The organism is Acidovorax sp. A1169 (assembly GCF_030704685.1).
Lineage (GTDB): Bacteria > Pseudomonadota > Gammaproteobacteria > Burkholderiales > Burkholderiaceae_C > Acidovorax.
On the sequence record NZ_JAUZDX010000001.1, the window covers coordinates 1 to 23,546 of the forward strand.

19 protein-coding genes are annotated in these 23,546 nt (G+C 66.7%); 6 read left to right on the forward strand and 13 right to left on the reverse strand.

Annotated features, from left to right (window positions below; all coding sequences use genetic code 11):
- Positions 1-67 precede the first annotated feature (67 nt).
- From QYL93_RS00005 to QYL93_RS00015, 3 genes are all read right to left on the reverse strand, one after another.
- Entirely contained in the window at positions 68-2,233 is a 2,166-nt protein-coding gene (locus tag QYL93_RS00005; protein WP_305742284.1) for a 3-hydroxyacyl-CoA dehydrogenase NAD-binding domain-containing protein, read from the reverse strand.
- 23 nt (positions 2,234-2,256) lie between these two features.
- Positions 2,257-3,462 (reverse strand): acetyl-CoA C-acetyltransferase, encoded by a 1,206-nt coding sequence (locus QYL93_RS00010; protein ID WP_305741754.1) that lies wholly within the window; start codon positions 3,460-3,462, stop codon positions 2,257-2,259.
- Between the two features lie 143 nt (positions 3,463-3,605).
- Positions 3,606-4,229 (reverse strand): outer membrane beta-barrel protein, encoded by a 624-nt coding sequence (locus tag QYL93_RS00015; protein ID WP_305741755.1) that lies wholly within the window; start codon positions 4,227-4,229, stop codon positions 3,606-3,608.
- A gap of 262 nt (positions 4,230-4,491) precedes the next feature.
- Here QYL93_RS00015 and QYL93_RS00020 point away from each other — a divergent pair, with 262 nt between their 5' ends.
- Positions 4,492-4,797, forward strand: coding sequence for a hypothetical protein (locus QYL93_RS00020; protein ID WP_057200082.1), 306 nt, complete (start codon positions 4,492-4,494; stop codon positions 4,795-4,797).
- Positions 4,798-4,832: 35 nt separating this feature from the next.
- On the opposite strand, the gene QYL93_RS00025 is transcribed toward QYL93_RS00020, so the two are convergent.
- From QYL93_RS00025 to QYL93_RS00055, 7 genes are all read right to left on the reverse strand, one after another.
- Complete coding sequence (locus QYL93_RS00025) at positions 4,833-5,996, reverse strand: acyl-CoA dehydrogenase family protein (RefSeq protein ID WP_305741756.1); 1,164 nt, start codon at positions 5,994-5,996, stop codon at positions 4,833-4,835.
- A gap of 118 nt (positions 5,997-6,114) precedes the next feature.
- A complete protein-coding gene (locus QYL93_RS00030; RefSeq protein ID WP_305741757.1) occupies positions 6,115-7,278 on the reverse strand; it encodes an ABC transporter substrate-binding protein in 1,164 nt (387 codons plus the stop codon).
- A gap of 96 nt (positions 7,279-7,374) precedes the next feature.
- Entirely contained in the window at positions 7,375-9,231 is a 1,857-nt protein-coding gene (locus QYL93_RS00035; RefSeq protein ID WP_305741758.1) for a long-chain fatty acid--CoA ligase, read from the reverse strand.
- A 5-nt stretch (positions 9,232-9,236) separates the two neighbouring features.
- The gene (locus tag QYL93_RS00040) at positions 9,237-10,055 is read right to left on the reverse strand and encodes an ABC transporter ATP-binding protein (protein WP_057200086.1); all 819 of its coding nucleotides are present in this window, start codon (positions 10,053-10,055) and stop codon (positions 9,237-9,239) included.
- On the reverse strand, positions 10,052-10,891 hold the full coding sequence (locus tag QYL93_RS00045; protein ID WP_305741759.1) for an ABC transporter ATP-binding protein: 840 nt from the start codon (positions 10,889-10,891) through the stop codon (positions 10,052-10,054). The genes QYL93_RS00040 and QYL93_RS00045 overlap by 4 nt, the downstream gene beginning before the upstream one ends.
- 187 nt (positions 10,892-11,078) lie before the next feature.
- Positions 11,079-12,155 (reverse strand): branched-chain amino acid ABC transporter permease, encoded by a 1,077-nt coding sequence (locus QYL93_RS00050; RefSeq protein ID WP_057266326.1) that lies wholly within the window; start codon positions 12,153-12,155, stop codon positions 11,079-11,081.
- A gap of 4 nt (positions 12,156-12,159) precedes the next feature.
- The gene (locus QYL93_RS00055; RefSeq protein WP_179682116.1) at positions 12,160-13,035 is read right to left on the reverse strand and encodes a branched-chain amino acid ABC transporter permease; all 876 of its coding nucleotides are present in this window, start codon (positions 13,033-13,035) and stop codon (positions 12,160-12,162) included.
- 174 nt (positions 13,036-13,209) lie between these two features.
- Between QYL93_RS00055 and QYL93_RS00060 the strand changes: the two genes are divergently transcribed.
- From QYL93_RS00060 to QYL93_RS00070, 3 genes are all read left to right on the forward strand, one after another.
- Complete coding sequence (locus QYL93_RS00060; protein ID WP_305741760.1) at positions 13,210-14,007, forward strand: crotonase/enoyl-CoA hydratase family protein; 798 nt, start codon at positions 13,210-13,212, stop codon at positions 14,005-14,007.
- A 104-nt stretch (positions 14,008-14,111) separates the two neighbouring features.
- On the forward strand, positions 14,112-14,597 hold the full coding sequence (locus QYL93_RS00065; RefSeq protein WP_305741761.1) for a thioesterase family protein: 486 nt from the start codon (positions 14,112-14,114) through the stop codon (positions 14,595-14,597).
- 157 nt (positions 14,598-14,754) lie between these two features.
- A complete protein-coding gene (locus QYL93_RS00070; RefSeq protein WP_305741762.1) occupies positions 14,755-15,345 on the forward strand; it encodes a polymer-forming cytoskeletal protein in 591 nt (196 codons plus the stop codon).
- A 44-nt stretch (positions 15,346-15,389) separates the two neighbouring features.
- Here QYL93_RS00070 and QYL93_RS00075 read toward each other — a convergent pair whose 3' ends face one another.
- On the reverse strand, positions 15,390-15,833 hold the full coding sequence (locus QYL93_RS00075; protein WP_057200093.1) for an acyl-CoA thioesterase: 444 nt from the start codon (positions 15,831-15,833) through the stop codon (positions 15,390-15,392).
- A gap of 127 nt (positions 15,834-15,960) precedes the next feature.
- Between QYL93_RS00075 and QYL93_RS00080 the strand changes: the two genes are divergently transcribed.
- Positions 15,961-17,802: an ABC transporter ATP-binding protein/permease gene (locus tag QYL93_RS00080; protein WP_305741763.1), complete on the forward strand. Its 1,842-nt coding sequence runs from the start codon at positions 15,961-15,963 to the stop codon at positions 17,800-17,802.
- 53 nt (positions 17,803-17,855) lie between these two features.
- Complete coding sequence (locus QYL93_RS00085; protein WP_305741764.1) at positions 17,856-18,788, forward strand: 2-hydroxyacid dehydrogenase; 933 nt, start codon at positions 17,856-17,858, stop codon at positions 18,786-18,788.
- 21 nt (positions 18,789-18,809) lie between these two features.
- Here QYL93_RS00085 and QYL93_RS00090 read toward each other — a convergent pair whose 3' ends face one another.
- Both QYL93_RS00090 and QYL93_RS00095 read right to left on the reverse strand, forming a co-directional pair.
- A complete protein-coding gene (locus QYL93_RS00090) occupies positions 18,810-20,294 on the reverse strand; it encodes a TolC family protein (protein ID WP_305742285.1) in 1,485 nt (494 codons plus the stop codon).
- Between the two features lie 44 nt (positions 20,295-20,338).
- A complete protein-coding gene (locus QYL93_RS00095; RefSeq protein WP_305741765.1) occupies positions 20,339-23,512 on the reverse strand; it encodes an efflux RND transporter permease subunit in 3,174 nt (1,057 codons plus the stop codon).
- Positions 23,513-23,546: the final 34 nt, after the last annotated feature.

The following is a 23,546-nucleotide window of genomic DNA, read 5'->3' on the forward strand; positions in this document are numbered from 1 at the left end:
GGGTGCGCCGCCGGGCGCACACCCCGGCCTCCGCCCTCAGCAAAGGCAAGCGGCTGGAAAACGACACTCAATACCGAGGCTGAAACCGCTCAATGGCCGAGCGCGCCGCAGCATCCAGCGCAAACCCAGCCCCGAACCGCTGCGCCAACTCATCTGCCCGCGCCAGGAATGCTTCGACCCCTGTCCCATAGATGAACTGCATCGCCCCCCCAGTCCACGCCGGAAACCCGATCCCGAAGATCGACCCGATATTCGCATCGTGCACGCTCGTGAGCACCCCCTCCGCCAGGCACCGCGCCGTCTCCACCGCCTGCCGGTACAGCAACCGATCCTGAATCTCCTGAACGCCCAGAACCTCGGAGCCAGCAGCCGGCGCCTTCTCGAACAGCGAACGCAGCTGAGGCCACAACTGCTTGCGACCGCCCGCAGGGTAGTCATAGAAACCGCCCCCACCCGCACGGCCAGGGCGCTTGAGCTCCTTGACCATGCGCTCCACCAGCAACTCCCCGGCCGTGGCCTGGTAGCTGCGGCCCTCCGCCGCGTAGTCCGCGCGCGTCTGGTCCAGCACGTGTACGCTCAAGGTCAGCGCCGTCTCGTCCAGCACGGCCAGCGGCCCCACCGGCATGCCGGCCTGCATCGCCGCGTTCTCGATCAGCGCGGCGGGTACGCCCTCGCCGAGCAGGGCCGCGCCCTCCATCACGTAGGTGCCGAAGGTGCGGCTGGTATAGAAGCCGCGCGAGTCGTTGACCACGATGGGCACCTTGCCCAGGGCCTGCACGTAGTCGAACGCACGCGCCACGGTCTCGTCGTCGGTTTCCTTGCCGCGGATGATCTCCACCAGCTTCATCTTGTCCACGGGGCTGAAGAAGTGGATGCCGACGAACTTGTCGGGCCGGCGGCAGGCCTGGGCCAAACCCGTGATGGGCAGGGTGGATGTGTTGCTGGCGAAGAAACCGTCTTCGGCGAGCTGGGGCTCTGCTTCGCGCGTCACGTTCGCCTTGAGCTCGCGGCTCTCGAACACCGCCTCGATCACCAGGTCGCAGCCGGCCAGGTCGGTGGCATCGGCGGTGGCCTTGATCTTGCCGAGCAGCGCCTGCTGCGCCGTGGCTTCCATGCGGCCCTTGTCCACGCGCGCCTGCGAAAGTTTGGCGCTGTAGGCCTTGCCCGTATCGGCCTTCTCCTGGCTCACGTCCTTGAGCACTGTGGCGATGCCCCGGCTGGCCTGGGCCCAGGCGATGCCGGCGCCCATCATGCCGGCGCCCAGGATGCCGACCTTCTGCGGCTTGTAGCGCGGGGATTGGCCGGGGCGCGACTGGCCGCTCTTGATCGCGTTCATGTCGAAGAAGAACGTATTGATCATGTTGCGCGCCACTGGCCCGGTCATCAGGCGCGCGAGGTAGCGGCTCTCGATGCGCAGTGCGGTGTCATAGTCGACGATGGCGCCTTCGACCATGGTGGCCAGGATGGCCTCGGGCGCTGGGTAGCGGCCGCGCGTGGTCTTTTTGAGCATGGCGGGCGCCACGCTCAGCGCCGCAGCCACCTTGGGGTTGGCGGGCGTGCCGCCGGGCATCCTGTGGTTCTTGTCGTCCCATGGCTGCACAGAATGCGGGTGCGTGGCGATGCGTGCCAGGGCGGCGGGCAGCAATTGCTCGGGCGTGGCCACCAGCTCGTGCACCAGCTGCAGCTCCAGCGCCTCGCGCGGGTTGAAGAGCTTGCCTTCGAGCAGATAGGGCTGCGCACCCATCAGGCCGAGCAGGCGGGTCATCTTGGTGATGCCCGTGGCGCCCGGCATCAGGCCCAAAGTCACCTCGGGCAGGCCGAACAGGATGCGCTGGTTGTCCACCGCGATGCGGTAGTGGCCCACCAGCGCCACCTCCCAGCCGCCCCCCAGGGCCGCACCGTTGAGGCAGCTGACCACCGTGATGCCCAGGGTTTCCAGCGTGCGAAAGTGCTGCTTCATGCGCTCGATCTCGCCAAAGGCCGTGGGCGCATCGGCCGGCGTGAGCCGCATGGTGGCCTTGAGGTCCGCGCCCGCGAAGAAGCTGGTCTTGGCCGATGCCAGCACGATGCCCTTGAGCTGGGCGCGGTCGGCAACCACGCGGGCCGTGGCCTGCCCCAGGTCTGCCTGCCACTGGCGGCACATGGTGTTGACGCTGGAGTCCGGTTCGTCGAAGGTGATGAGCGCCACCTTGCCGTCGGCGGCGTCGAGGAGTTCGTAGCGGATGGTCTGCATGGTGTTCTCCATCGTCGTCGTCATCACACGCGCTCCACGATGGTGGCAATGCCCATGCCGCCGCCCACGCACAGGGTGGCCAGGCCATAGCGCAGTTGCCGGCGGTGCAGCTCGTCGATGAGCGTGCCCAGGATCATTGCGCCCGTGGCACCCAGGGGGTGGCCCATGGCAATGGCGCCGCCGTTGACGTTGACCTTCTCGTGCGGCACGCCCAGCTCGCGCATGAAGCGCATGGGCACGGCCGCAAAGGCCTCGTTCACCTCGAACAGGTCGATCTGGCCGATGTCCATGCCGGCCTTGGCCAGCGCCTTGCGCGCCGCCGGCATGGGGCCGGTGAGCATGATGGTCGGGTCGGCGCCGCTGAGCGCTGTGGCCACGATGCGCGCGCGCGGCGTGAGGCCGTGGGCCGCAGCGGCGGCCTCGTTGCCGATCAGCACCGCCGCTGCGCCATCGACGATGCCCGAGGCATTGCCCGCATGGTGCACATGGTGGATGCGCTCGACCTCGGGGTAGCGCTGCAGCGCCACGGCATCAAAGCCCATGCCGCCCAGCTGCTCGAACGAGGGCTTGAGCGCCGCCAGCCCCTCCAGCGTGGTCTGGGGCTTGATGAACTCGTCTTCCTCCAGGATGGGCAGGCCCAGGAAGTCCTGGACGGGCACCACGGATTGCTTGAAGTACCCTGCTGCACGGGCGGCGGCGGCGCGGCGCTGGGATTCGACGGCATAGGCATCGACGTCGGAGCGCGTGAAACCGTCCAGCGTGGCGATCAGGTCAGCGCCGATGCCCTGGGGCACGAACAGGGTGGCCGAGTTGGTGTCCGGGTCCTGCGCCCAGGCGCCGCCGTCCGAGCCGATGGGCACGCGGCTCATGCTCTCCACGCCGCCGGCCACCACCAGGTCTTCCCAGCCCGAGCGCACCTTCTGCGCAGCCAGGTTCACGGCCTCCAGGCCCGACGCACAAAAGCGGTTGACCTGCAGGCCCGAAGCGCGAAAGTCCCAGCCCGCCTTGAGTGCCGCCACCTTGGGCAGCACCGAGCCCTGCTCGCCCACGGGCGAGACGATGCCCATCACGATGTCGTCCACGGCTGCGGTATCGAAGCGGTGGCGGCGGTGCAACTCGGCCAGCAGGCCAGTGAGCAGGCTGATGGGCTTGACCTCGTGCAGGCTTCCGTCCTTCTTGCCCTTGCCCCGCGGTGTGCGGATGGCATCGAACACATAGGCTTGTGTCATGGCGTGTCTCCAGTTGTCGCCGCAGTATAGGGCGGGACAGCTTTATACAGATCACCCGCTTTGTATAAATGGTGGCAGTTGGAGAACGCACGGGTGACGACAGCCGCTGCTGCGGCGGAGCGCGGCGCCCGGTGTGCCGGGTTTCAGAACTTGTAACGCACGCCCACGGTGGCCATGTCGGCGGGGGCGGTGTCGTCCGAGAAGCGCAGGCGATGGCGCTCCCATTCCAGCACGGCGGCAATGTTCGGTGTGAAGCCCCAACTGGCGCCGACGCCGTAGGACAGGCCCATGCCGCTGTTCTTGCCGGCGCGCAGGCCGTACACGGGCTGCGCGGAGGTGGAGGTCCGGCTGTAGGTGGTGCCGGCCTTGGCGAACAGCTCCAGGCGCTCGCCTATCGGTGCGCGCCCCACCAGGCTCAGGTTGATGCCCTGGGCCTTGGTGCGGCCGTCCAGCCGGTAAGCGCGGCCGAAATCGAGGTAGCCGACCTCGACCCCGACATTGCGGTGGAAGTACCCGCCGGCGCTGAGCTTCCAGGCCGTGTCGGTGTCGTCGTAGGCCAGGCCTGCGGGCCCCGTCGCCAGGTCGTACTGGGAACGCCCGCCCGACAGGCCGATATAGCCGGACTGGGTGAAGGGCAGCACCGAGCGCGAGGGCATGGGCGCATCGGCTGGCGCCTGCGCTCGGGCCATGCCGCACACCACGCCGAAGAGGGCGCCGCTGATGGCGGCAATGAGCCAAGGGGAAGTGCTGCGCCGTACATGTCTCATGAAGTCTCCTGGAAAGAGGACACCGTTCTCGGCGCCCGCACGCGCAGGGAGCCTCACTTCCCAATTTATGCGGCCCATCTGTAACAGCACGTGGGATTTGGTAAGCGGAGTTTGTAGGACTTGGCCTGCAGGGAACTGCGCTGCCAACGCGCTATCCTGTTGTCTTCCGGGCCGGGCCTGCACGGGACGCGCTGCCGACATTGGCGGATCGTGCCGTACCCTGTGGACACTGGCTGCTTTCTGATCCTCGACAATCCAGAACATGGCAAAAACCCTTTCTGAATCCCTGCAACTCCTGGCGCGCGACGCCATCGAGTACGACGACGCGCGCTCGGGCTTTTTCCTGGAGCACCATCTGGCGCTGGCCGCAGGCGCAGGGCTGGCCGTGTCGGCATTCATGGCCCCCAGCCGCGGTGCAGCAGCCGCACGCGGGATTGCTGCGGGACTCTTGCTGGTGCGCGGTCTCAGCGGCCGCGATGGCGTGCGCGACTGGCTGCAGGTGCGCGGAACCGCGCCGGCCCCGCGCAAGCTCAGCCCCGAAGAGATCCGCGAGACCTGGCTGCTCTAGGACGACAAGCAGGCCTCTGATGTCGAGGGGCGCGGCTACTTGCCCAGCCCCATCGCGCGGGTGATCACTTCTTTCATGATCTCGTTGGTGCCGCCGTAGATGCGCTGCACGCGGGCGTCGGCATAGGCCCGGGTGATGGGGTATTCCCACATGTAGCCATAGCCGCCGTGCAGCTGCAGGCATTCGTCCATCACCTTGCACTGCAGGTCGGTGGTCCAGTACTTGGCCATGCTGGCCGTGGCAGTGTCGAGCTGGCTGGCCACGATCAGTTCGCAGCATTTGTCCACGAACACCCGGGCCACCTGCACCTCGGTCTGCAGTTCGGCCAGGGTGTAGCGGGTGTTCTGGTAGCTGGCCACGGGCTGGCCGAAGACCTTGCGCTGCTTGACATAGTCTACCGTCCAGTCGATGGCCGCCTGAGAGGCTGCCACGGCGGTGATGGCGATCTGCAGGCGCTCCCACGGCAATTGCTCCATCAGGCAGATGAAGCCGCGCCCCTCCATGGCCGGGCCGCCCAGCAGATTGTCTGCCGGCACCTTCACGTCGGTGAAGAACAGCTCGGAGGTGTCTTGTGCCTTCATGCCCAGCTTCTTGAGGCGCTGGCCCTTCTCGAAGCCCGGCATGCCGCGCTCCACCAGGAACAGGCTGGTGCCCTTGGCGCCCGCCGCCGGGTCGGTCTTGGCGACCACGATCACCAGGTCGGCATGCCAGCCGTTGGTGATGAAGGTCTTGCTGCCGTTGAGCACATAGTGCGAGCCGTCGGCGCTCTTCACGGCCGTGGCCTTGATGCCCTGCAGGTCACTGCCGGCGGCCGGCTCGCTCATGGCGATGGCGCCTACCATGGCACCGCTGGCCAGCTGCGGCAGGTAACGGCGCTTTTGTTCCTCGGTGCCGTAGTGCAGGAGGTAGGGCGCCACGATCTCGCTGTGCAGCCCGAAGCCGATGCCGGTGAAGCCGGCACGCGCAATCGCCTCCATCTGCGCCACCGAGTAAAGCTTGTCGGCGCCCGCGCCGCCGTACTCCTCGGGCAGGGCCATGCACAGAAAGCCGTTCTCGCCGGCCTTGGTCCACACGGCGCGGTCCACATAGCCCTGTTCCTCCCACGCGGCGTGGTGGGGTGCCACCTCCTTGTCGAGAAAGCGCGCAAAGCTCTCGGCAAAGGCCTGGTGGTCGGCGTTGAAGAGGGTGCGTTCGATCATGGTGTTCGTCTCCAGCGTAATTTTGAAAAGCAGGTGCTTTCTAAAATTCTGCCATGGGTTTGCCACAGTAAAAAGGCCGCCCTTGGGGGGCGGCCTGGCAGGCAAGCGCGGGCGCTGCTTACTTGACGTAGTCCGACACCACCTTCCACTTGCCTTCCTGGATCTGCGACAGACGCGAGAGGTCGCTGCCCAGGCGCTTCTGCGGTCCGTAGGTCGCCTCGGCGCTGCCGAACATGTCGGGCGGGATGACCATGGTGTCCATGGCCTTGATGAAGCTCTCGGTGGTCAGCGAGGTGCCTGCCTTTTGCGCCGCGCGGATGAAGGCATCGATGGCGCCATAGCCGTAGACCGAGAACACCGTCGGGTCTTCATTGAACTTGGTCTTGTACTTGGTGGCCCAGAAACGGATGGGCTGCGAGGCCTCGTCCAGATAGGGGTGCTGCACCGTCATGGTGGCGTACAGGCCGTCCATGGGCTTGCCGCCCAGCTTGTGGATCAGGTCGGTGTAGGCCGCGCTCGAACCCAGGAAGGTGGGATTGAAGCCGGTCTTGCGCGCCTCGCCGATGGTGCCGATGGTCTCGCGGATGATGGTGCCCAGGACCACGAAGTCGCACTCCGCCGCCTTCATCTTTGCCACCTGGGACGAGAAGTCGGTGGCGCCGCGCTTGTACGAGGTCTTCTCGGTGAAGTCCATGCCCATGGCCTTCAGGGCCGCTTCACCGCCGCGCATCACCTCCAGCCCAAACTCGTCGTCCTGGTAGATGGTGCAGATCTTCTTGGCGCCCTTTTCCTTGATGAGTTTGGGCGCTGCCAGGCGGATCTGGTCGTAGTAGGTCGCGGCGAACGAATACTTGAGCTTGTGGAAGGGCTCGTACATCTCGCGCGCGGCCGTCACCGGAAAGAAGTTGATCACGTTCTTGCTGAACTGCACCGGCATCGCCGCCAGGTTCTGCGCCGTGCCGATGTGCGCCACCATCATGAAGATCTTGTCCTGGTTGACGAGCTTCTGCGCCGCCAGCACCGCCTTCTTGGGGTCATAGCCCGAGTCCTCCACCTTGAGGTCAAGCTTGCGGCCGTTGACGCCGCCTTGCTCGTTGGCCTCGTCCACGCGCAGCATCATCCCCAGGCGCACCTGCTTGCCGAAGCCCGCGAGCGGCCCCGACAGATCCTGGATGGAGCCCAGCGTGATGGTGTCCTTGGCCACGCCCTGCGGGGCCTGGGCCTGCGCGGCGCCGCCGGACATGGCCATGATGGCCAGCACGGCAATGGGATGAAGTTTCATGGCACGTCTCCTTGGATGGATCGGATTCGTCGTTATAGAACGATGCCCGGTACCGGGCACCAGCACTTTCCCTATGGAACCGGGGCCCGGCACGGCTCAGCGGTACATGGCCTCAATGCGTTCCGCATACTTCTGCTGCACGAGCTTGCGCTTGAGCTTCATGGTGGGGGTTAGCTCCTCGTCCTCGGCCGAGAGCTGCGTGTCGAGCAAGAAGAACTTCTTGATCTGCTCCACGCGCGCGAAACGGGCGTTCACCCGGTCCACCTCGGCCTGTATCAGGGCTTGCACCTCGGGCGCGCGCGTGAGGCTGGCGTAGTTGGAGAACGGCACGTCGTGGTCCTGCGCATACTTTTCCACGTTCTCCTGGTCGATCATGATGATCACCGTGAGGTAGGGGCGGGCATCGCCGATCACTACTGCGTCCGTCACATAGGGGCTGAACTTGAGCTCGTTCTCCAGCTCGCTCGGGGTGATGTTCTTGCCGCCGGCCGTGATGATGATGTCCTTCATGCGGTCGGTGATGCGCAGGTAGCCGTCGGCGTCGATCACCCCCACGTCGCCAGTGTGCAGCCAGCCATCGGCATCGATGGTCTCGGCCGTCTTCTCGGGCTGGTTCAGGTAGCCCTTGAACACGTTCGGGCCGCGCACCTGGATCTCTCCGGTGGCCGGGTCCACGCGCACCTCGTTGTAGCTGGCGGCCGGGCCGATGGAGCCGGGCTTGATGCGGCTGGCGGGCACGCCGGTGGCGGCGCCGCAGGTCTCGGTCATGCCCCACACCTCCAGCATGGGCACGCCCAGCGCCAGGTACCACTTCACGAGCTCGGGCGAGCTGGGCGCCGCACCCGTGACCAGGAAGCGCGCGCGGTGGATGCCGATGAGCTTGCGCACGTTGTTGAGCGCCAGCCAGCGCGCCAGCTGGAACTGCAGCTTCTGCACCGCCCCCACGGGCTGCCCGGCCAGCACCTGGTCGGCAATGCGCGTGCCCACGCCGATGGACCATGCGTAGGCCGCCTGCTGCAGCGCCGTGGATTCCTTGAGCGCGATCATCACGCCGGAATAGAACTTCTCCCACACGCGCGGTACGGCGGTGAACACGGTGGGGGCGATCTCGCGCACGTTCTCGGGCACGGTGTCGGGGTTCTCCACGAAGTTCAGGCGCGAGCCGGTGTACAGCGAAAAGTATTCGCCCCCCATGCGTTCGGCGATGTGGCACAGTGGCAGGAAACACATGGCCTCGTCGTCCTCGGTGCGCGAGATCAGCGTGTTGTAGCCGCGCACGGTGTAGGTCAGGGCGCCATGGGTGTGCATGGCGCCCTTGGGCTTGCCGGTGGTGCCCGAGGTGTAGACCAGAATGGCCACGTCCTCGGGCCGGCAGGCCTGCACGCGGCGCTCCAGCTCGCCCGCATGCCCCTGGCTCCACTCGCGGCCCAGCGCGCGCAAGGCCTGCAGGCTGATGATGCCGGGGTCTTCCAGGCTGCGCAGGCCCTCCATGTCGAAGACCACGATCTTGCGCAGCAGGGGCAGGGCGCCACGCACCTCCAGCGCCTTGTCCAGCTGTTCATCGTCTTCCACGAAGAGCACGCTGGTGCGCGAGTCTTCGCTCAGGTAGTGCACCTGGCTGGCCGCGTCGGTGGGGTAAATGCCGTTGGAGACACCGCCGCAGCTCAGCACGGCCAGGTCGGCCAGCACCCATTCGATGTTGGTGTTGGACAGGATGGAGGCGCATTCGCCCGGCGCGAAGCCCAGCGCCATCAGGCCGCCTGCGATCTCGCGCACGGCATCGGCCGTCTGGTTCCAGGTCCAGCTCTTCCAGATGCCGAGCTGCTTCTGGCGCATCCACACCCGCGGGCCGCGCTGGGCCACGCCGTTCCAGAACATCGCGGCAATGGTGTCGCCCGCGAGCACGTCGGTGCCGGCCGGCTGGATGTGGGAGAGGTCCCATAGATTGGACATGCCGGTCACCTCCAGTTCTTCTTCTTTTTCCAGCGCCGTTCGCCGCGCACGCCAGCGTCCTTCATGCCCAGGTAGAACTCCTTGATGTCGTCCTTTTCGCGCAGGCGCTCGCAGCTGTCTTCCATCACGATGCGGCCGTTCTCCAGCACGTAGCCGTAGTCGGAGGCATTGAGCGCCATGTTGGCGTTCTGCTCCACCAGCAGGATGGTGGTGCCGCGCTCGCGGTTGATGCGTACCACGATCTCGAAGATCTCCTTGGTGAGCTTGGGCGACAGGCCCAGGCTGGGCTCGTCGAGCAGGATGAGCTCGGGGTTGGCCATGAGCGCGCGCGAGATCGCCAGCATCTGCTGCTGCCCGCCCGAGAGCAGGCCCGCGTCCTGCCCGGCGCGCTCCCTGAGGATGGGGAAGTAGCCGTACACCAGCTCCAGGTCGCGTGCCACGGCGTCGGCATCGCTGCGCGTGTAGGCGCCCATGAGCAGGTTGTCGCGCACCGAGAGCAGTGCGAACACCTCGCGCCCCTCGGGCACATGCACCAGCCCCCGGCGCACGATGGCGGCCGGATCGGTGGCCGCAATGTGGGCGCCCTGGAACTCGATGGTGCCCCGGCGCGGATCGATGATGCCCGAGATGGTCTTGAGGATGGTCGTCTTGCCCGCGCCATTGCTTCCCAGCACGGCGGCGATCTCGCCGCGCTGCACCTGCAGGCTCACGCCGCGGATGGCCTTGATGGGGCCGTAGGCGCTCTCCACGTTCTGCAGGCGCAGCAGCGGCGTGCCCTCGGCAGCGCTGGCGCCGGATGGTCCGGGAAATGGAATGACGGTCATCGTGCCATCCTTGCCGGTGCGCTGCCCGCCGGGCGGCGCAGGTTGCTCACGTCGTCGATGGTGCCCAGGTAGGCCTCGATCACGCCGGGGTGCGACTGCACCTCGCGCGGCGTGCCCATGGCCACCACCTCGCCCTGGTTCATGGCCAGCACGCGGTCGGACACCTTGGACACCAGCGACATGTCGTGCTCCACCATCAGCACAGTGATGCCGAGCTCGTGCTGGATGTCCTGAATCCAGAAGGCCATGTCATCTGTCTCCTCCACGTTCAGGCCCGACGAGGGCTCGTCCAGCAGCAGCAGGCGCGGCTCGGTGCACAGCGCGCGGGCCAGCTCCACCACCTTGCGCACGCCGTAGGGCAGGCCGGCGACCAGGGTGTCGCGGTAGTGCTGCAGGTCCAGGAAGTCGATGACCTCTTCGGCCTTCTCGCGCGCACGCACCTCGGCGTCCCGCACGCGGCGCGTGAACAGCATGTCGGCCCACAGGCCCGTCTCGCGGCGCGTGTGGCGGCCGATCAACAGGTTGTGCAGCACGCTGGCGTGCTCGAACAGCTCGATGTTCTGGAAGGTGCGCGCAATCCCCAGGCCGGCCACCTTGTGCGGCGGCTGGTCGCTCAGCGGCAGCATGCCGTCCGGGCCGGCGTAGTGGATGGTGCCGGTGGTGGGCGTGTAGATGCGGCTGATCAGGTTGAACACCGTGGTCTTGCCCGCGCCGTTGGGTCCGATCAGGGTGAACACCTCGCCGCGGCGCACCTCGAAGCCCACGTTGTTCACGGCCAGCACGCCGCCAAAGCGCACGCTCAGGTTCTGCGCGCTGAGCAGGATGTCGTCGGTCATGGGTAAAGCAACGTGGGTCATTTCTGTTGTCTATTGCGCTGAACGCCATTCGCAGCCGTTGAAACCGGCGCGCCCGAGGCCAGTGCCCCCGCGCAAGGGCCGCCCCGCCGCGCTGGGGGCGTCCCCCTCCCAGATTGCGAAGCAATATGAGAGAGGGGTGAAGGCGCGAAGCGACTCAGGGGGTGCTTCATCTCAGCCTATCGGACTTCTGGAAGGACTTCTGCCGCTTGAACAGGCCCTTGCGGTAGAACGGAAACAGCTGCAACCAGGTGCGCACCTTGAGCCAGCGGCCATACAGGCCCATGGGCTCGAACAGCACGAAGAGAATCAGCACGGCGCCGTAGACCACGGCCTGCAGGCCGGGCGCCTGGCCGATGCTGGCCGGCAGCCAGTCCTTGCCCAGCGAGATCAGCTGCGGCATCGAGATCAGGAAGATCGCGCCCAGGAAGGCCCCATGCACCGAGCCCAGCCCGCCGATCACGATCATCAGCAGCAGGTCGATGGATTGCAAAATGTTGAACTGGTCGGGCGAGATGAACTGCAGCTTGTGCGCATACAGCGCGCCGCCGATGCCGGCCAGCGCCGCCGAGAGCGAGAACGACAGCGTCTTGTAGCGCGCCAGGTGGATGCCCATGCTCTGCGCCGAGATCTCCGAATCGCGGATGGCCACGAAGGCCCGGCCCGTGGGCGAGCGCAGCAGGTTCAGAATGGCCAGGGTGCTGACCACGGCAATCACCAGACACAGGAAGTAGAAGGATTCGGTGGATTCGAACTTGAAGCCCCAGATCTCGGGTGGCACCAGGTGCTTGCCCGAGTTGCCGCCCGTGACCGACTCCCAGCGCGCGAACACCTCCTCGACGATGAAGCCGAACGACAAGGTGGCCATGCCCAGGTAGATGCCCTTCACGCGCAGCGCCGGCAAACCCACCACCACGCCCACGGCGGCCGACAGCCCTGCCGCGCAGGCCAGCGACAGCGCAAACGGCCAGCCCATGCCGGTGAGCACTGCCTGCGTGTACGCCCCCACGCCGAGAAAGGCCGCATGCCCGAGTGAGAACAGCCCCGTGAAGCCCGCCAGCAGCATCAGCCCCAGCCCGACGATGGCGTAGATGAGCACGAAGGTCAGCTGCGCCAGCCAGTACTCGGGTGCCACCCAGGGCGCCACCACCAGGGCCAGGCCCAGCAGCCCGTACCAGAACAGGTGCCCGCCATGCTTGGCCAGGCGCAGGTCCTGCTCGTAGGAAGTCTTGAAAAGAAAGCGCATGGGGTCAGACTTTCTTTCTCAGCTTTTCGCCAAACAGTCCGTTGGGCCGCACCATCAGCATGACCAGCACCACGATGTAGGCGGCGGTGTCCTTGAAGCCGTCGGGCAGGTAAAAGCCCGAGAACGATTCGACGATGCCGATCACCAGGCCGCCGACGATGGCACCGGGCAGGCTGCCGAAACCGCCCACCACGGCGGCCGGGAAGGCCTTGAGCCCGATCAGCCCCATGTTGGCGTGCACGAAGGTGATGGGCGCCAGCAGCAGCCCGGCCACGGCCGCGACAGCGGCCGCCAGGCCCCAGGCCAGGCCGTTGAGGCGCTGCACGGGGATGCCCATGTAGTAGGCCGCGAGCTGGTTCTGCGACGAGGCCTGCATGGCGATGCCGAGCTTGCTGTAGCGGAACAGCGCGAACAGCAGCACGCACAGCACGCCGGTGGCGCCGATCACGGCCAGTTGCTCGGCGTTGACCACCAGGGTGCCCAGGCGGAACGACAGGTCCTTGTAGGGCACGGGCAGGGTGTGCGTCTCGGTGCCGATGGTGGGGATCATCGTCACCAGGCCACGCAGCACATAGCCGATGCCGATGGTCAGCATGACGATGGAGAACGCGGGCTGGCCCAGGATGGGGCGGATGACGGCACGTTCGAGCACCGTGCCGAACAACCCCATGGCCGCAATGCTCGCGAGCACCGCCACCCAGAAGGGAAAGCCGAGCACCGTCATCAATGCCAGGCCGCAGAAGGCGCCCAGCATCATGAGTTCGCCCTGGGCGAAGCTCACGGTTTCGGTGGCCTTGTAGATGAGCACGAAGCCGAGCGCGATCAGGCCGTAGATGCACCCCTGGGCGACCCCGCTGATCAACAGTTGCACGAATTGCACACTGGCTCTCCAGAATATTTATACAAAGCAATTGCTTTGCATAAATAATGGTGCCTGTGCACGGCCCTTACCGCACTCGGGGCTAACCCTGATGGGGGGATCAAGGCGCATGTTGTCCCTTTGCAGGCGTGCGCGCAATAAGGGTTGCGTCCTATGCGGCGCCAGGAGAAACCGATGGCCATAGAGGTAGAGAAGCAAGGCCGTGTCACGCTGGTGACATTGCGCCGACCCGGCGTGCGCAACGCGGTGGACGCCGCCACCGCCCAGGCGCTGCATGCGGCCTTTCTGGATTTCGAACGCGACGATGGCGCCGACGTGGCCGTGTTCCATGGTGCCGGCGGGCATTTCTGCGCCGGCTGGGACCTGCAGGCAGGTGCCCGGCTGCAGGCCGAAGGCACCTCGCCCGACGCCCTGGCCGAGGGGCTCGACTACGCGGCCGGTACGCACAATCCACCGGGGCCCATGGGCCCGAGCCGGCTGCAACTGTCCAAGCCCGTGGTGGCGGCCATCAGCGGCGCTGCCGTGGCCGGCGGCATGGAGCTGGCCCTGTGGTGCGACCTGCGCGTGATGGAGGAGGACGCCTACTTCGGCGTGTACTGCCGCCGCTTCGGCGTGCCGCTGATCGACGGCGGCACCGTGCGCCTGCCGCGCCTCATCGGCCTGTCGCAGGCGCTTGATCTGATCCTCACGGGCCGCAAGGTGGAGGCGCCGGAGGCGCTGCGCATGGGCCTGTGCAACCGGGTGGTGCCGCCGGGCCAGGCGTTGGCGGCTGCCTTGCAACTGGCGCGCGAGATCGCCGCCTTTCCGCAGGCCACGCTGCGGGCCGACCGTGCCAGTGCGCTGGCGCAGGAGGGCCTGCCCTTGCCCGAAGCGCTGCTGCAGGAGTGGCAGGGCGGCCGTGCCTGCCTGGCCGATGCGCTGCGGGGCGCGGCCCGTTTCAGCGCAGGCCAGGGACGCCATGGCGCGTTTTGAGTCAGAATGGCTGCTGTTGCTATCATTTAAAGAGCGCGTGAGCGCAAGCGCATGGGCTGCCAGCGCCGAGGGCGCTGGCAGACCGTACAGGAACAACCCACACCATGAGCAAGACCCCCACCGCACTGCCGCAGGAGTTCGAGCCCGAATTCGTGGCCGGCCTGAAATCCATCTTCGAGGAAAAGATCGTCTTCAACCAGGTGCTGGGCCTGAAGATCACCGGCCTGCACCCCGACCGGGTGGAGGGGCGCATCGAGATGAAACCCGAGCTGGTGGGCCACTATGCCTACAACCGCGTGCATGGCGGCGTGATCAGCGCCGGGCTCGATGCCATGGGCGGCCTGGCCGTGATGGCGGCCATCGGTGCGCGCCACATGGATGAGGCGCCCGACCAGCGCCTGCACCGCTTTGCCAAGCTCGGTACCATCGACCTGCGCATCGACTACCTGCGCCCGGGCATTGGTAGCCATTTCACGCTGCATGCCGAGGTGCTGCGGCTGGGCTCGCGGGTGGCGACCACGCGCATGGAGTTCAAGGGGCCGAACGGGGAGATCATGTCGGCAGGAGCTGCCGCCTACATCGTCTCCTGAACATCTGTCGGCCAAGGATGTAACAGACGCATGTGTGATCCCGCAAGCCTTGCAAGTGCATGCTACGGGTGAACCGTTTGGTTACCGTTCTTGCGTAAAGCGCGCATCCATCGCGTAGGCCCCCTCCTACGATGAAGCCTCTTTTCAAGGAGTACCGATGGCCGTGCAAAACCCCTTCTTTGGCAAGCGTGAACCCGAGTCGTTTCAGCCCCGCCACAGTCCTTCCAATTCCACCGGCCTGAACAGTTCGGTGGCCAACTCCTCTGCAGCTGCCACCAGCGCTGCGGCGGCATCGGCCCCCGCCAGCCCGGCCCTGGCCAAGCCCTCCCCGGCCTCGGATTCCACCGGCAGCAAGCTCACGGTGGGCCCCAACATCAAGCTCAAGGGCGTGGAGATCACCGATTGCGACACCCTCGTGGTCGAGGGCACGGTGGAGGCCACCATGGATTCGCGCGTGATCCAGATCTCCGAGCACGGGGCTTTCCGCGGCTCGGCCGAGATCGACATCGCCGAAATCCATGGCGAGTTCAACGGCACGCTCACCGTGCGCCAGAAACTCGTGATCTACAGCACCGGCAAGGTCAACGGCAAGATCCGCTATGGCAAGCTGGTGGTGGAAGAGGGTGGTCAGCTGGCGGGCGAGATCGAGTCGGGCATCGGCTCGGGCAGCTCATCGTCCGCATTGCGCAGCGCGCCGGTGCAGCAGCCTGTTCGGGCCGAGCCCACGGCGATGGCCGTGGCCGCCTGAACGCTTGCACGCCCTGACCGGGGCCGCGCAGGTCCCGGTTTCCTTCAGTCCGCCGATCCGGCCTGATCGCCCTCTTTTTTGGGGCGCGGCACTGGGCGCGGGCGGCCTTCGTCGTCGATGGCCACATAGGTCAGGCGCGCTTCCGTCACCTTGACGTAGCGCCCCTGGTCGGAAAAGCGTTCGGCATACACCTCCACTTGCACGGTGACCGAGGTGTTGCCCACGCGCGTGATCGACGAGAAGAACGACAGGATGTCACCCACGCGCACGGGTTGCTTGAAGATGAATTCGTTGACCGCCACGGTCGCCATGCGGCCCTGCATGTAGCGCGCCGGCAGCACCGAGCCGGCCAGATCAACCTGCGCCATCACCCAGCCACCAAAGATGTCGCCATTGCCGTTGGTGTCCGCCGGCATGGGGATCACCTTGAGCACCAGCTCCTTGTCTGTGGGCAATAGGGCGGCGGGTGGGCTGAAAGTCGCGGACATGGGCACAATCTCGGTTGGGGCTGGCACGGATGCTGGAGGACACCATGGGTGGTTTCCAGGGCCAACCCAAAGAAAACCCTCCGGGCGCCAGCCGGGTCGGTAAGAACAACAACCGGAATTGTCCCCCATGCGCCCTGTCGGCGAACCCACCCCCCTCCAAACACCGGCTTCCGCAGCCACCGCCCCCTCTGACTGGGCCACCATCGGCCGCCTGCTGCCCTATCTGTGGCAGTACAAATGGCGCGTGGTCGCGGCCATCGTCTTCATGGTGGGTGCCAAGGTGGCCAACGTGGGCGTGCCCGTGCTGCTCAAGACTCTGGTCGACACCATGGACCTGAAGCTGGGCGACCCGGCCACGTTGCTGGTGGTGCCGGTGGGCCTGCTGCTGGCCTACGGGGCGCTGCGACTGTCCACCTCGATCTTCAGCGAGTTGCGCGAACTGGTGTTTGCCAAGGCCACGCAGGGCGCTGCGCGCTCCATCGCGCTGCAGACCTTCGAGCACCTGCACGCTTTGAGCCTGCGCTTTCACCTGGAGCGGCAGACCGGCGGCATGACGCGCGACATCGAGCGCGGCGTGCGCGGCATCGAGTCGCTGATCTCCTTCACCCTGTTCAACGTGGTGGCCACGCTGGTCGAGGTGGCCCTGGTGCTCACGGTGCTGGCTGTCAAATTCGACGCCTGGTTCGCCTGGATCACGCTGGCGGCGCTGGCGTTCTACATCACCTTCACGGTGCTGGTCACCGAATGGCGTACCCAGTTTCGCCGCGAGGCCAATGAGTTCGACTCGGCCGCGCACACCAAGGCGGTCGATTCGCTGCTGAACTACGAGACCGTCAAGTATTTCAACAACGAAGCCTTCGAGGCCCGGCGCTACGACGAAAGCCTGGAGCGGCTGCGCCATGCGCGCCTGAAGAGCCAGACCACGCTGTCCATGCTCAACGCGGGCCAGCAGCTCATCATCGCCATCGGCCTGGTGGCCATGCTGTGGCGCGCCACGCAGGGCGTGGTCGACGGCCGCATGACGCTGGGTGACCTGGTCATGGTCAACGCCTTCATGATCCAGCTGTACATTCCGCTGAACTTCCTGGGTGTGATCTACCGCGAGATCAAGCAGAGCCTGACCGACCTGGACAAGATGTTCGTGCTGATGGACAAGGAGCGTGAGGTGGCCGATGCCCCCGGGGCGCAGCCACTTGCGGGCCTGGGCCAGGCCACGGTGCGTTTCGAGGACGTGCATTTCGCCTACGACACGCGCAAGGGGGAGGGCGTTGCCCGTGGCCGGCCCATTTTGCAGGGCGTGAGCTTCGAGATCCCCGCCGGCAAGACGGTGGCCGTGGTCGGGCCCTCGGGCTCGGGCAAGTCCACGTTGGCGCGGCTGCTCTACCGGTTCTACGACATCCAGCAGGGGCGCATCACCATCGCCGGGCAGGAGATCCGCTCGGTCACCCAGGCCAGCGTGCGCCAGGCCATCGGCATCGTGCCGCAGGACACGGTGCTGTTCAACGACACCATCGCCTACAACATCGCCTACGGCCGCCCGGGCGCCAGCCAGGCCGAGGTGGAGGGCGCAGCGCGTTCAGCGCGCATCCACGACTTCATCGCCGGCACGCCAGCCGGCTATGGGGCCATGGTGGGCGAGCGCGGGCTCAAGCTCTCGGGCGGTGAAAAGCAGCGCGTGGCGATCGCCCGCACCCTGCTCAAGAACCCGCCGATCCTGATTTTCGACGAGGCCACCTCGGCGCTCGACTCGGCCAACGAGCGCGCGATCCAGTCCGAGCTGCAGAGCGCGGCCCAGAACAAGACCACGCTGCTGATCGCGCACCGCCTGTCCACCGTGGTCGATGCGCACGAGATCCTGGTCATGGACGCCGGCCGCATCATCGAGCGCGGCACCCATGCCGAGTTGCTGGCCCAGCGTGGGCGCTACGCCAGCATGTGGGCGCTGCAGCAAAGCGATGGAGCGGCATGAAGCTTGCCTCCATCCATCGGAACCGCCTTTGATTTCCCTTTGATTCCACTGCCATGAAACCTGTCCTGCTTGCCCTGTCGTTCCTCTCGGAAGAACACTGCGCCCAGTTGTCGGAAACCTTCGAACTGGTCTATGTGCCGGATGCATCCCAGCACCAGGCCGCCATCGCAGAGCATGGCAGCCGCGTGCGGGTGGTGCTCACCATAGGCTCCATCGGCATCACGCCCGCGCAGATCGATGCGCTGCCGGCTCTCACGCTGATCTGCGCCCTGGGTGCGGGCTACGAGAACATCGCCGTGGCGCATGCCAAGGCGCGCGGCATCGTGGTGGCCAATGGCGCCGGCACCAACGACGACTGCGTGGCCGACCATGCCTTCGGCCTGCTGATCGCGGCCGTGCGCGGCATTCCCAAGCTGGACGTCGCCACTCGCCAGGGCGTGTGGCGCACGGCACTGCCGCTGCCACCGAATGTTTCGCACAAGCGCATCGGCATCATCGGCCTGGGCACCATCGGCAAGAAGATTGCCCAGCGCGCGCTGGGCTTCGATCTGCAGGTGGGCTACCACAACCGCAGCGAGCGCACGGACGTGCCTTACCGCTATTTCGGCGACGTGAAATCGCTGGCCGAGTGGGCCGATTTTCTGGTCGTGGCCACGCCCGGCGGGCCAGGCACGCAGCACCTGGTCAATGCCCCGGTGCTTGATGCCCTGGGGCCGCGCGGCTACGTGGTCAATATCGCGCGCGGCAGCGTGATCGACACCGCAGCGCTGGCCCAGGCGTTGCGCGAAGGTCGCGTGGCGGGGGCAGGCCTGGATGTCTACGAGAGCGAGCCCGCGCCACCGGCCGAATTGCTGGACCTGGACACCGTGGTGCTCACCCCGCATGTGGGCGGCTGGTCGCCTGAGGCGGTGCAGGCCTCGGTCGACCGTTTCGTGGAGAACGCACGCCGCCACCTGGCGGGCGAGGCGCCGGTTTCGCCTGTCTGAACGCGCGCTGTAGCAGGGGGCTCAGCCCCCGCCGAGCACCTTGTACAAGGTGATGCGGTTGGTCTGCTCGGCCAGTTGCAGGCTCAGCAGGGTCTGCTGGGCCGCGTACAGCGAGCGCTGCGCGTCGAGCACCGTGAGGTAGTTGTCGGCGCCGGCCTTGAAGCGGGCTTCGGACAGGGCATACACCCGCTCCGTCGCCGCCAGCAGCGAGGTCTGCGCCGTGATGCGGTCCGTCAGCGTGGCGCGTTCGGCCAGGGCGTCGGCGGCTTCGCGGAAGGCGGTCTGGATGACCTTCTCGTACTGCGTAAGGGCAATGCGCTGGTTGGCCTGGGCCACGTCCAGGTTGGCCTGGTTGCGGCCGCCGTCGAAGATCGGCAGGCGTATCTGGGGCACGAAGCTCCACAGCAGGTTGCCGCTGCCGAACAGGCCCGAGAGCTCCGTGCTCGCCGTGCCCAGGTTGGCGGTGAGCGAGATGCTGGGGAAAAAGGCCGCGCGCGCGGCACCGATGTTGGCGTAGGTGGCCTGCAGGCCGCGCTCGGCCGCCATCACGTCGGGGCGCGAGAGCAGCACGCTCGAAGGGATCTGCGCGGGCACGGCCAGCAACTGCAAGGCGCTCTCGCGCAGCATGGGCACGGGCGCGGCGGCCTGCGTGACGCGCTCGCTGCGCCGTTCGTCGGGCACCTTGGCAGCCGCCGGCACAGCGGGCGCGGGTTGTACCGCAGGCAGCAGGGTGGCGGGAACGGGCGAACCCACCAGCAGCTGCAGCGCATTGCGGTCGCGCGCCACCTGGCTGGTGAAGGCGGCGACGTCGGCGCGCGCGCTGTCCACCGTGGTCTGGTTCTGCGCCAGCACCAGGCCCGAGGTGCCGCCCAGGCGGTGCGTGCGTTCGGTCAGGGAATAAGAGGCTTCGCGCGAGCGCAAGGTTTCCTTGGCCAGCTCCAGGCGTGCCTGGTCGGCCGCGAGGTTGAGCCAGGCATTGGTGACCTCGGCCACCAGGCTCAGCTGCACGCTGCGCTGGGTATCGGTGACGCGCAGCACCTCCTGCAGCGCGGCTTCGTTGAGGTTGCGCACGCGGCCGAAGAAGTCGAGTTCGTAGCTGGTGATGCCCAGCTGCGCGCTGTATTGCTCGCCGATCTGCGAGCGGCCGGCGGTGGTCAGGTCGGCGGCGGTGCGCGCACGGCTGCCCTGGGCCGTGCCGCTCACTGCAGGCAGGCGATCGGCGCGGCTCACGCCGTACTGGGCCTGGGCGCGCTCGATGGCCAGGGCCGCAGCGCGCAGGTCGCGGTTGTTCTGCAGCGCGAGCGCGATGACATCGCGCAACTGTGCGGACTGCACCACCGCGTCCCAGCCCAGCGGGGCATAGGCCTCGCTGGCGCCTGCCGTCGTGGCGGTGTTGTCCAGTGCCGCGGGAACCGGGGCTGCAGGGCGGTCGTAGCTGGGTGCCAGATTGGTGCAGCCGGCCAGCATCAGCAGGGCGCACAGGTGAGTCAACAGGGCTTTGGACATGCCGATGGACACAGCAGGGTGGGTTGCAGGGGCGGTACGCAATGTCATGCCTGCGCCTCCTTCACATCGGTCGGGACGTGCGGGGGCGTGGCCGGCTTGCGCGAGGCGAACCACGAGCGCACCAGCAGGAAGAACACGGGCACGAAGAACAGCCCCAGGACGGTGGAGGCCACCATGCCGCCGAGCACACCGGTGCCGATGGCCTGGCGGCCGCCCGCGCCGGCACCCGTGCCGATGGCCAGGGGTAGCACGCCGAAACCGAAGGCCAGCGAGGTCATGAGGATGGGTCGCAGGCGCATGCGCACGGCTTCCACCGTGGCGTCGTAGAGGTTCTTGCCCTGGGTTTGCAACTGCACCGCGAATTCGACGATCAGGATGGCGTTCTTGGACGCCAGCCCCACGGTGGTGAGCAGCCCCACCTGGAAGTACACGTCGTTGGTCATGCCGCGCGTGTAGGTAGCCAGGAGGGCCCCGATCACGCCCAGCGGCACCGCCAGCATCACCGAGAACGGCACGCTCCAGCTTTCGTACAGGGCCGCCAGGCACAGGAACACGAAGAGGATGGAGACGGCGTAGAGCAGCGGGGCCTGCGAGCCCGAGCGGCGCTCCTGCAGCGATGCACCCGTCCACTCCATGCCGATGCCGGGCGGCAGCTTCTTCATGATTTCCTCAATGGCCACCATGGCGTCGCCCGAGCTCGCTCCGGGCGCCGTTTCGGCCTGCATTTCCAGGGCCGGGCTGCCGTTGTAGCGCATGAGCTGCGGCGGGCCATTGGTCCACGACGTGGTGGCAAAGGTCGAGAAGGGCACCATTTCGCCATTGCGGTTGCGCACGCTCCAGTGGCCGATGTCCTGTGGCAGCATGCGGTAGGGGGCGTCGCCCTGCACGTACACGCGCTTGACCCGGCCCTGGTGCACGAAGTCGTTCACGTAGGTGCCGCCCATGGCGCTGGAGAGCACGCCATTGATGTCGGCCGTGGTCAGTCCCTGGGCGGCGGCCTTGCGGTCGTCGATGGTGACCTTGAGCTCCGAGGTGTTGTCGAAGTTGGTGGTCCGCACATTGGTGAGGATAGGGTTCTGGCGGGTCAGCTCGATCAACTGGTCCTTGGCAGCGACGAGGGCGTCCTGCCCCAGTCCGTTGAGGTCCTTGATCATGAAATTGATGCCCGCGCTCGAACCCAGGCCGCGCACGGCCGGCGGCAGCGATACGAAGATGCGTGCGTCGCGGATCTTGGCGAGGTCCTTGGTGGCCTGGCTGGCGATGACCTCCGCCGACTGGCTGCGCAGCGGGCGTTCTGCCCAGGGCTTGAGCCGGATGAACATGTTGCCGGAGTTCTGGTTGCCGTTGTTGCCGGCAATCGAATTCACGCGCAGCACTTCGGGCTTGGCCAGAAAGTAGTCCTTGATTTCATCGAGCACCACACCCAGGCGCTCGTCGGTGGCGCCAGAGGGCAAGGTGATCGAGGCCGTGACGAAACCCTGGTCCTCATTGGGCAGAAAGGAGGTGGGCAGTACCTTGAACAGCAGCCCCACGCCCACCAGGATCGCCAGGTAGATCACGACCATGCGCAGGCTGCGCTTGAGCAGGCCGCCCACGACGCGCTGGTAGCGGTTGGCCGTGCTGTCGAACGTGCGGTTGAACCAGGCGAAGAAGCGGTCGCTCAGGCCGAACAGTCCACGCCTTGGCGGGCCGTCGTGCGCCGCGTGGTGGCCCTTCTCGATGGGTTTGAGCAGGGTGGCGCACAGTGCGGGCGTGAGCGTCAGCGCCACGAACACCGACAGGGCCATGGCCGAGACGATGGTGATCGAGAACTGCCGGTAGATCACGCCGGTGGAGCCCGTGAAGAAGGCCATGGGAATGAACACGGCCGACAGCGTGAGGCCGATGCCCACCAGCGCGGGGGTGATCTCCTTCATGGACTTGCGCGTGGCTTCCTTGGGCGAAAGCCCTTCCTCGCTCATCACACGCTCCACGTTCTCCACCACCACGATGGCGTCGTCCACCAGCAGGCCGATGGCCAGCACCATGGCGAACATGGTCAGCATGTTGATCGAGTAGCCCAGCGCCGAGAGCACGCCGAAGGTGCCCAGCAGCACCACGGGCACGGCGATGGCCGGGATCATCGTGGCGCGGAAGTTCTGCAGGAAGATGAACATCACGATCACCACCAGCAGCATCGCCTCGGCCAGGGTCTTGACCACTTCCTCGATGGAGGCGCGTACGAAGGGGGTGGAGTCGGAGCTGACGACACCGTTGATGCCGTCCGGGAAGAAGGGTTCGAGCTCCTTCATCTTGCGTGCCACGGCGTCGGCCACTTCCATGGCATTGGCGCCGTCGGCCAGCACGATGCCGATACCGGCGCCCGGCTGCCCGTTCAGGCGCGACTTGACCGTGAGGTTGTCCGCCTCCAGCGCCACCCGTGCCACGTCGGCCATGGTGACCACCGAGCCATCGGTGCCGGACTTGAGGACAATGCGCTCGAACTCCTCCACCGTCTGCAACTTGGTGCGCGCGGTGATGGTGGCGTTGAGCATCTGCCCGGCGGGCGCGGGCTGCTGGCCCAACTGGCCAGCCGAGACCTGCGCGTTCTGGGCGTTGAGCGCGTTGATCAGGTCCGACGGCATCAGCGCGAACTTCTCCATCTTGGCCGGGTCGATCCAGATGCGCATGGCATAGGATGTGCCGAACACGGTCACGTCACCCACCCCGTCCAGGCGGGCGATCACGTCCACCACGTTGCTGGAGATGTAGTCGCCAATGGCCACCTGGGTCACGGTGGGGTCGGGCGAGGTGAACACGTAGGTCACCAGGAAGTCCTGGCCGCCCTTGTTCACGAACACGCCGCGGCTCTTGACCGCCTCGGGCAGGCGGTTCATGGCCGCCTGCAGCTTGTTCTGCACCTGCACCTGGGCCACGTCGATGTTGGCGCCAGGGGCAAACGTGAGCGTGGTGCGCGAGCGGCCTGCAGAGTCGCTGGTCGAGCCCATGTACAGCAGGCTGTCGATGCCCTTGAGCTGCTGCTCGATCACCTGGGTCACCGAGTTGTCGACCGTGCCGGCCGAGGCGCCGGTGTAGGTGGTGTTGATGGTCACGCGCGGTGGCGCGATGTCGGGGTACTGCTCCAGCGGCAGCGTGAAGATGGACATCGCCCCCGCCAGCATGATGACGATGGACAGCACCCAGGCGAAGACCGGGCGGTTGATGAAGAACTGGGCCATGGATCAGCGTGGGTGTGGTGGGGTCGCAGGTCGG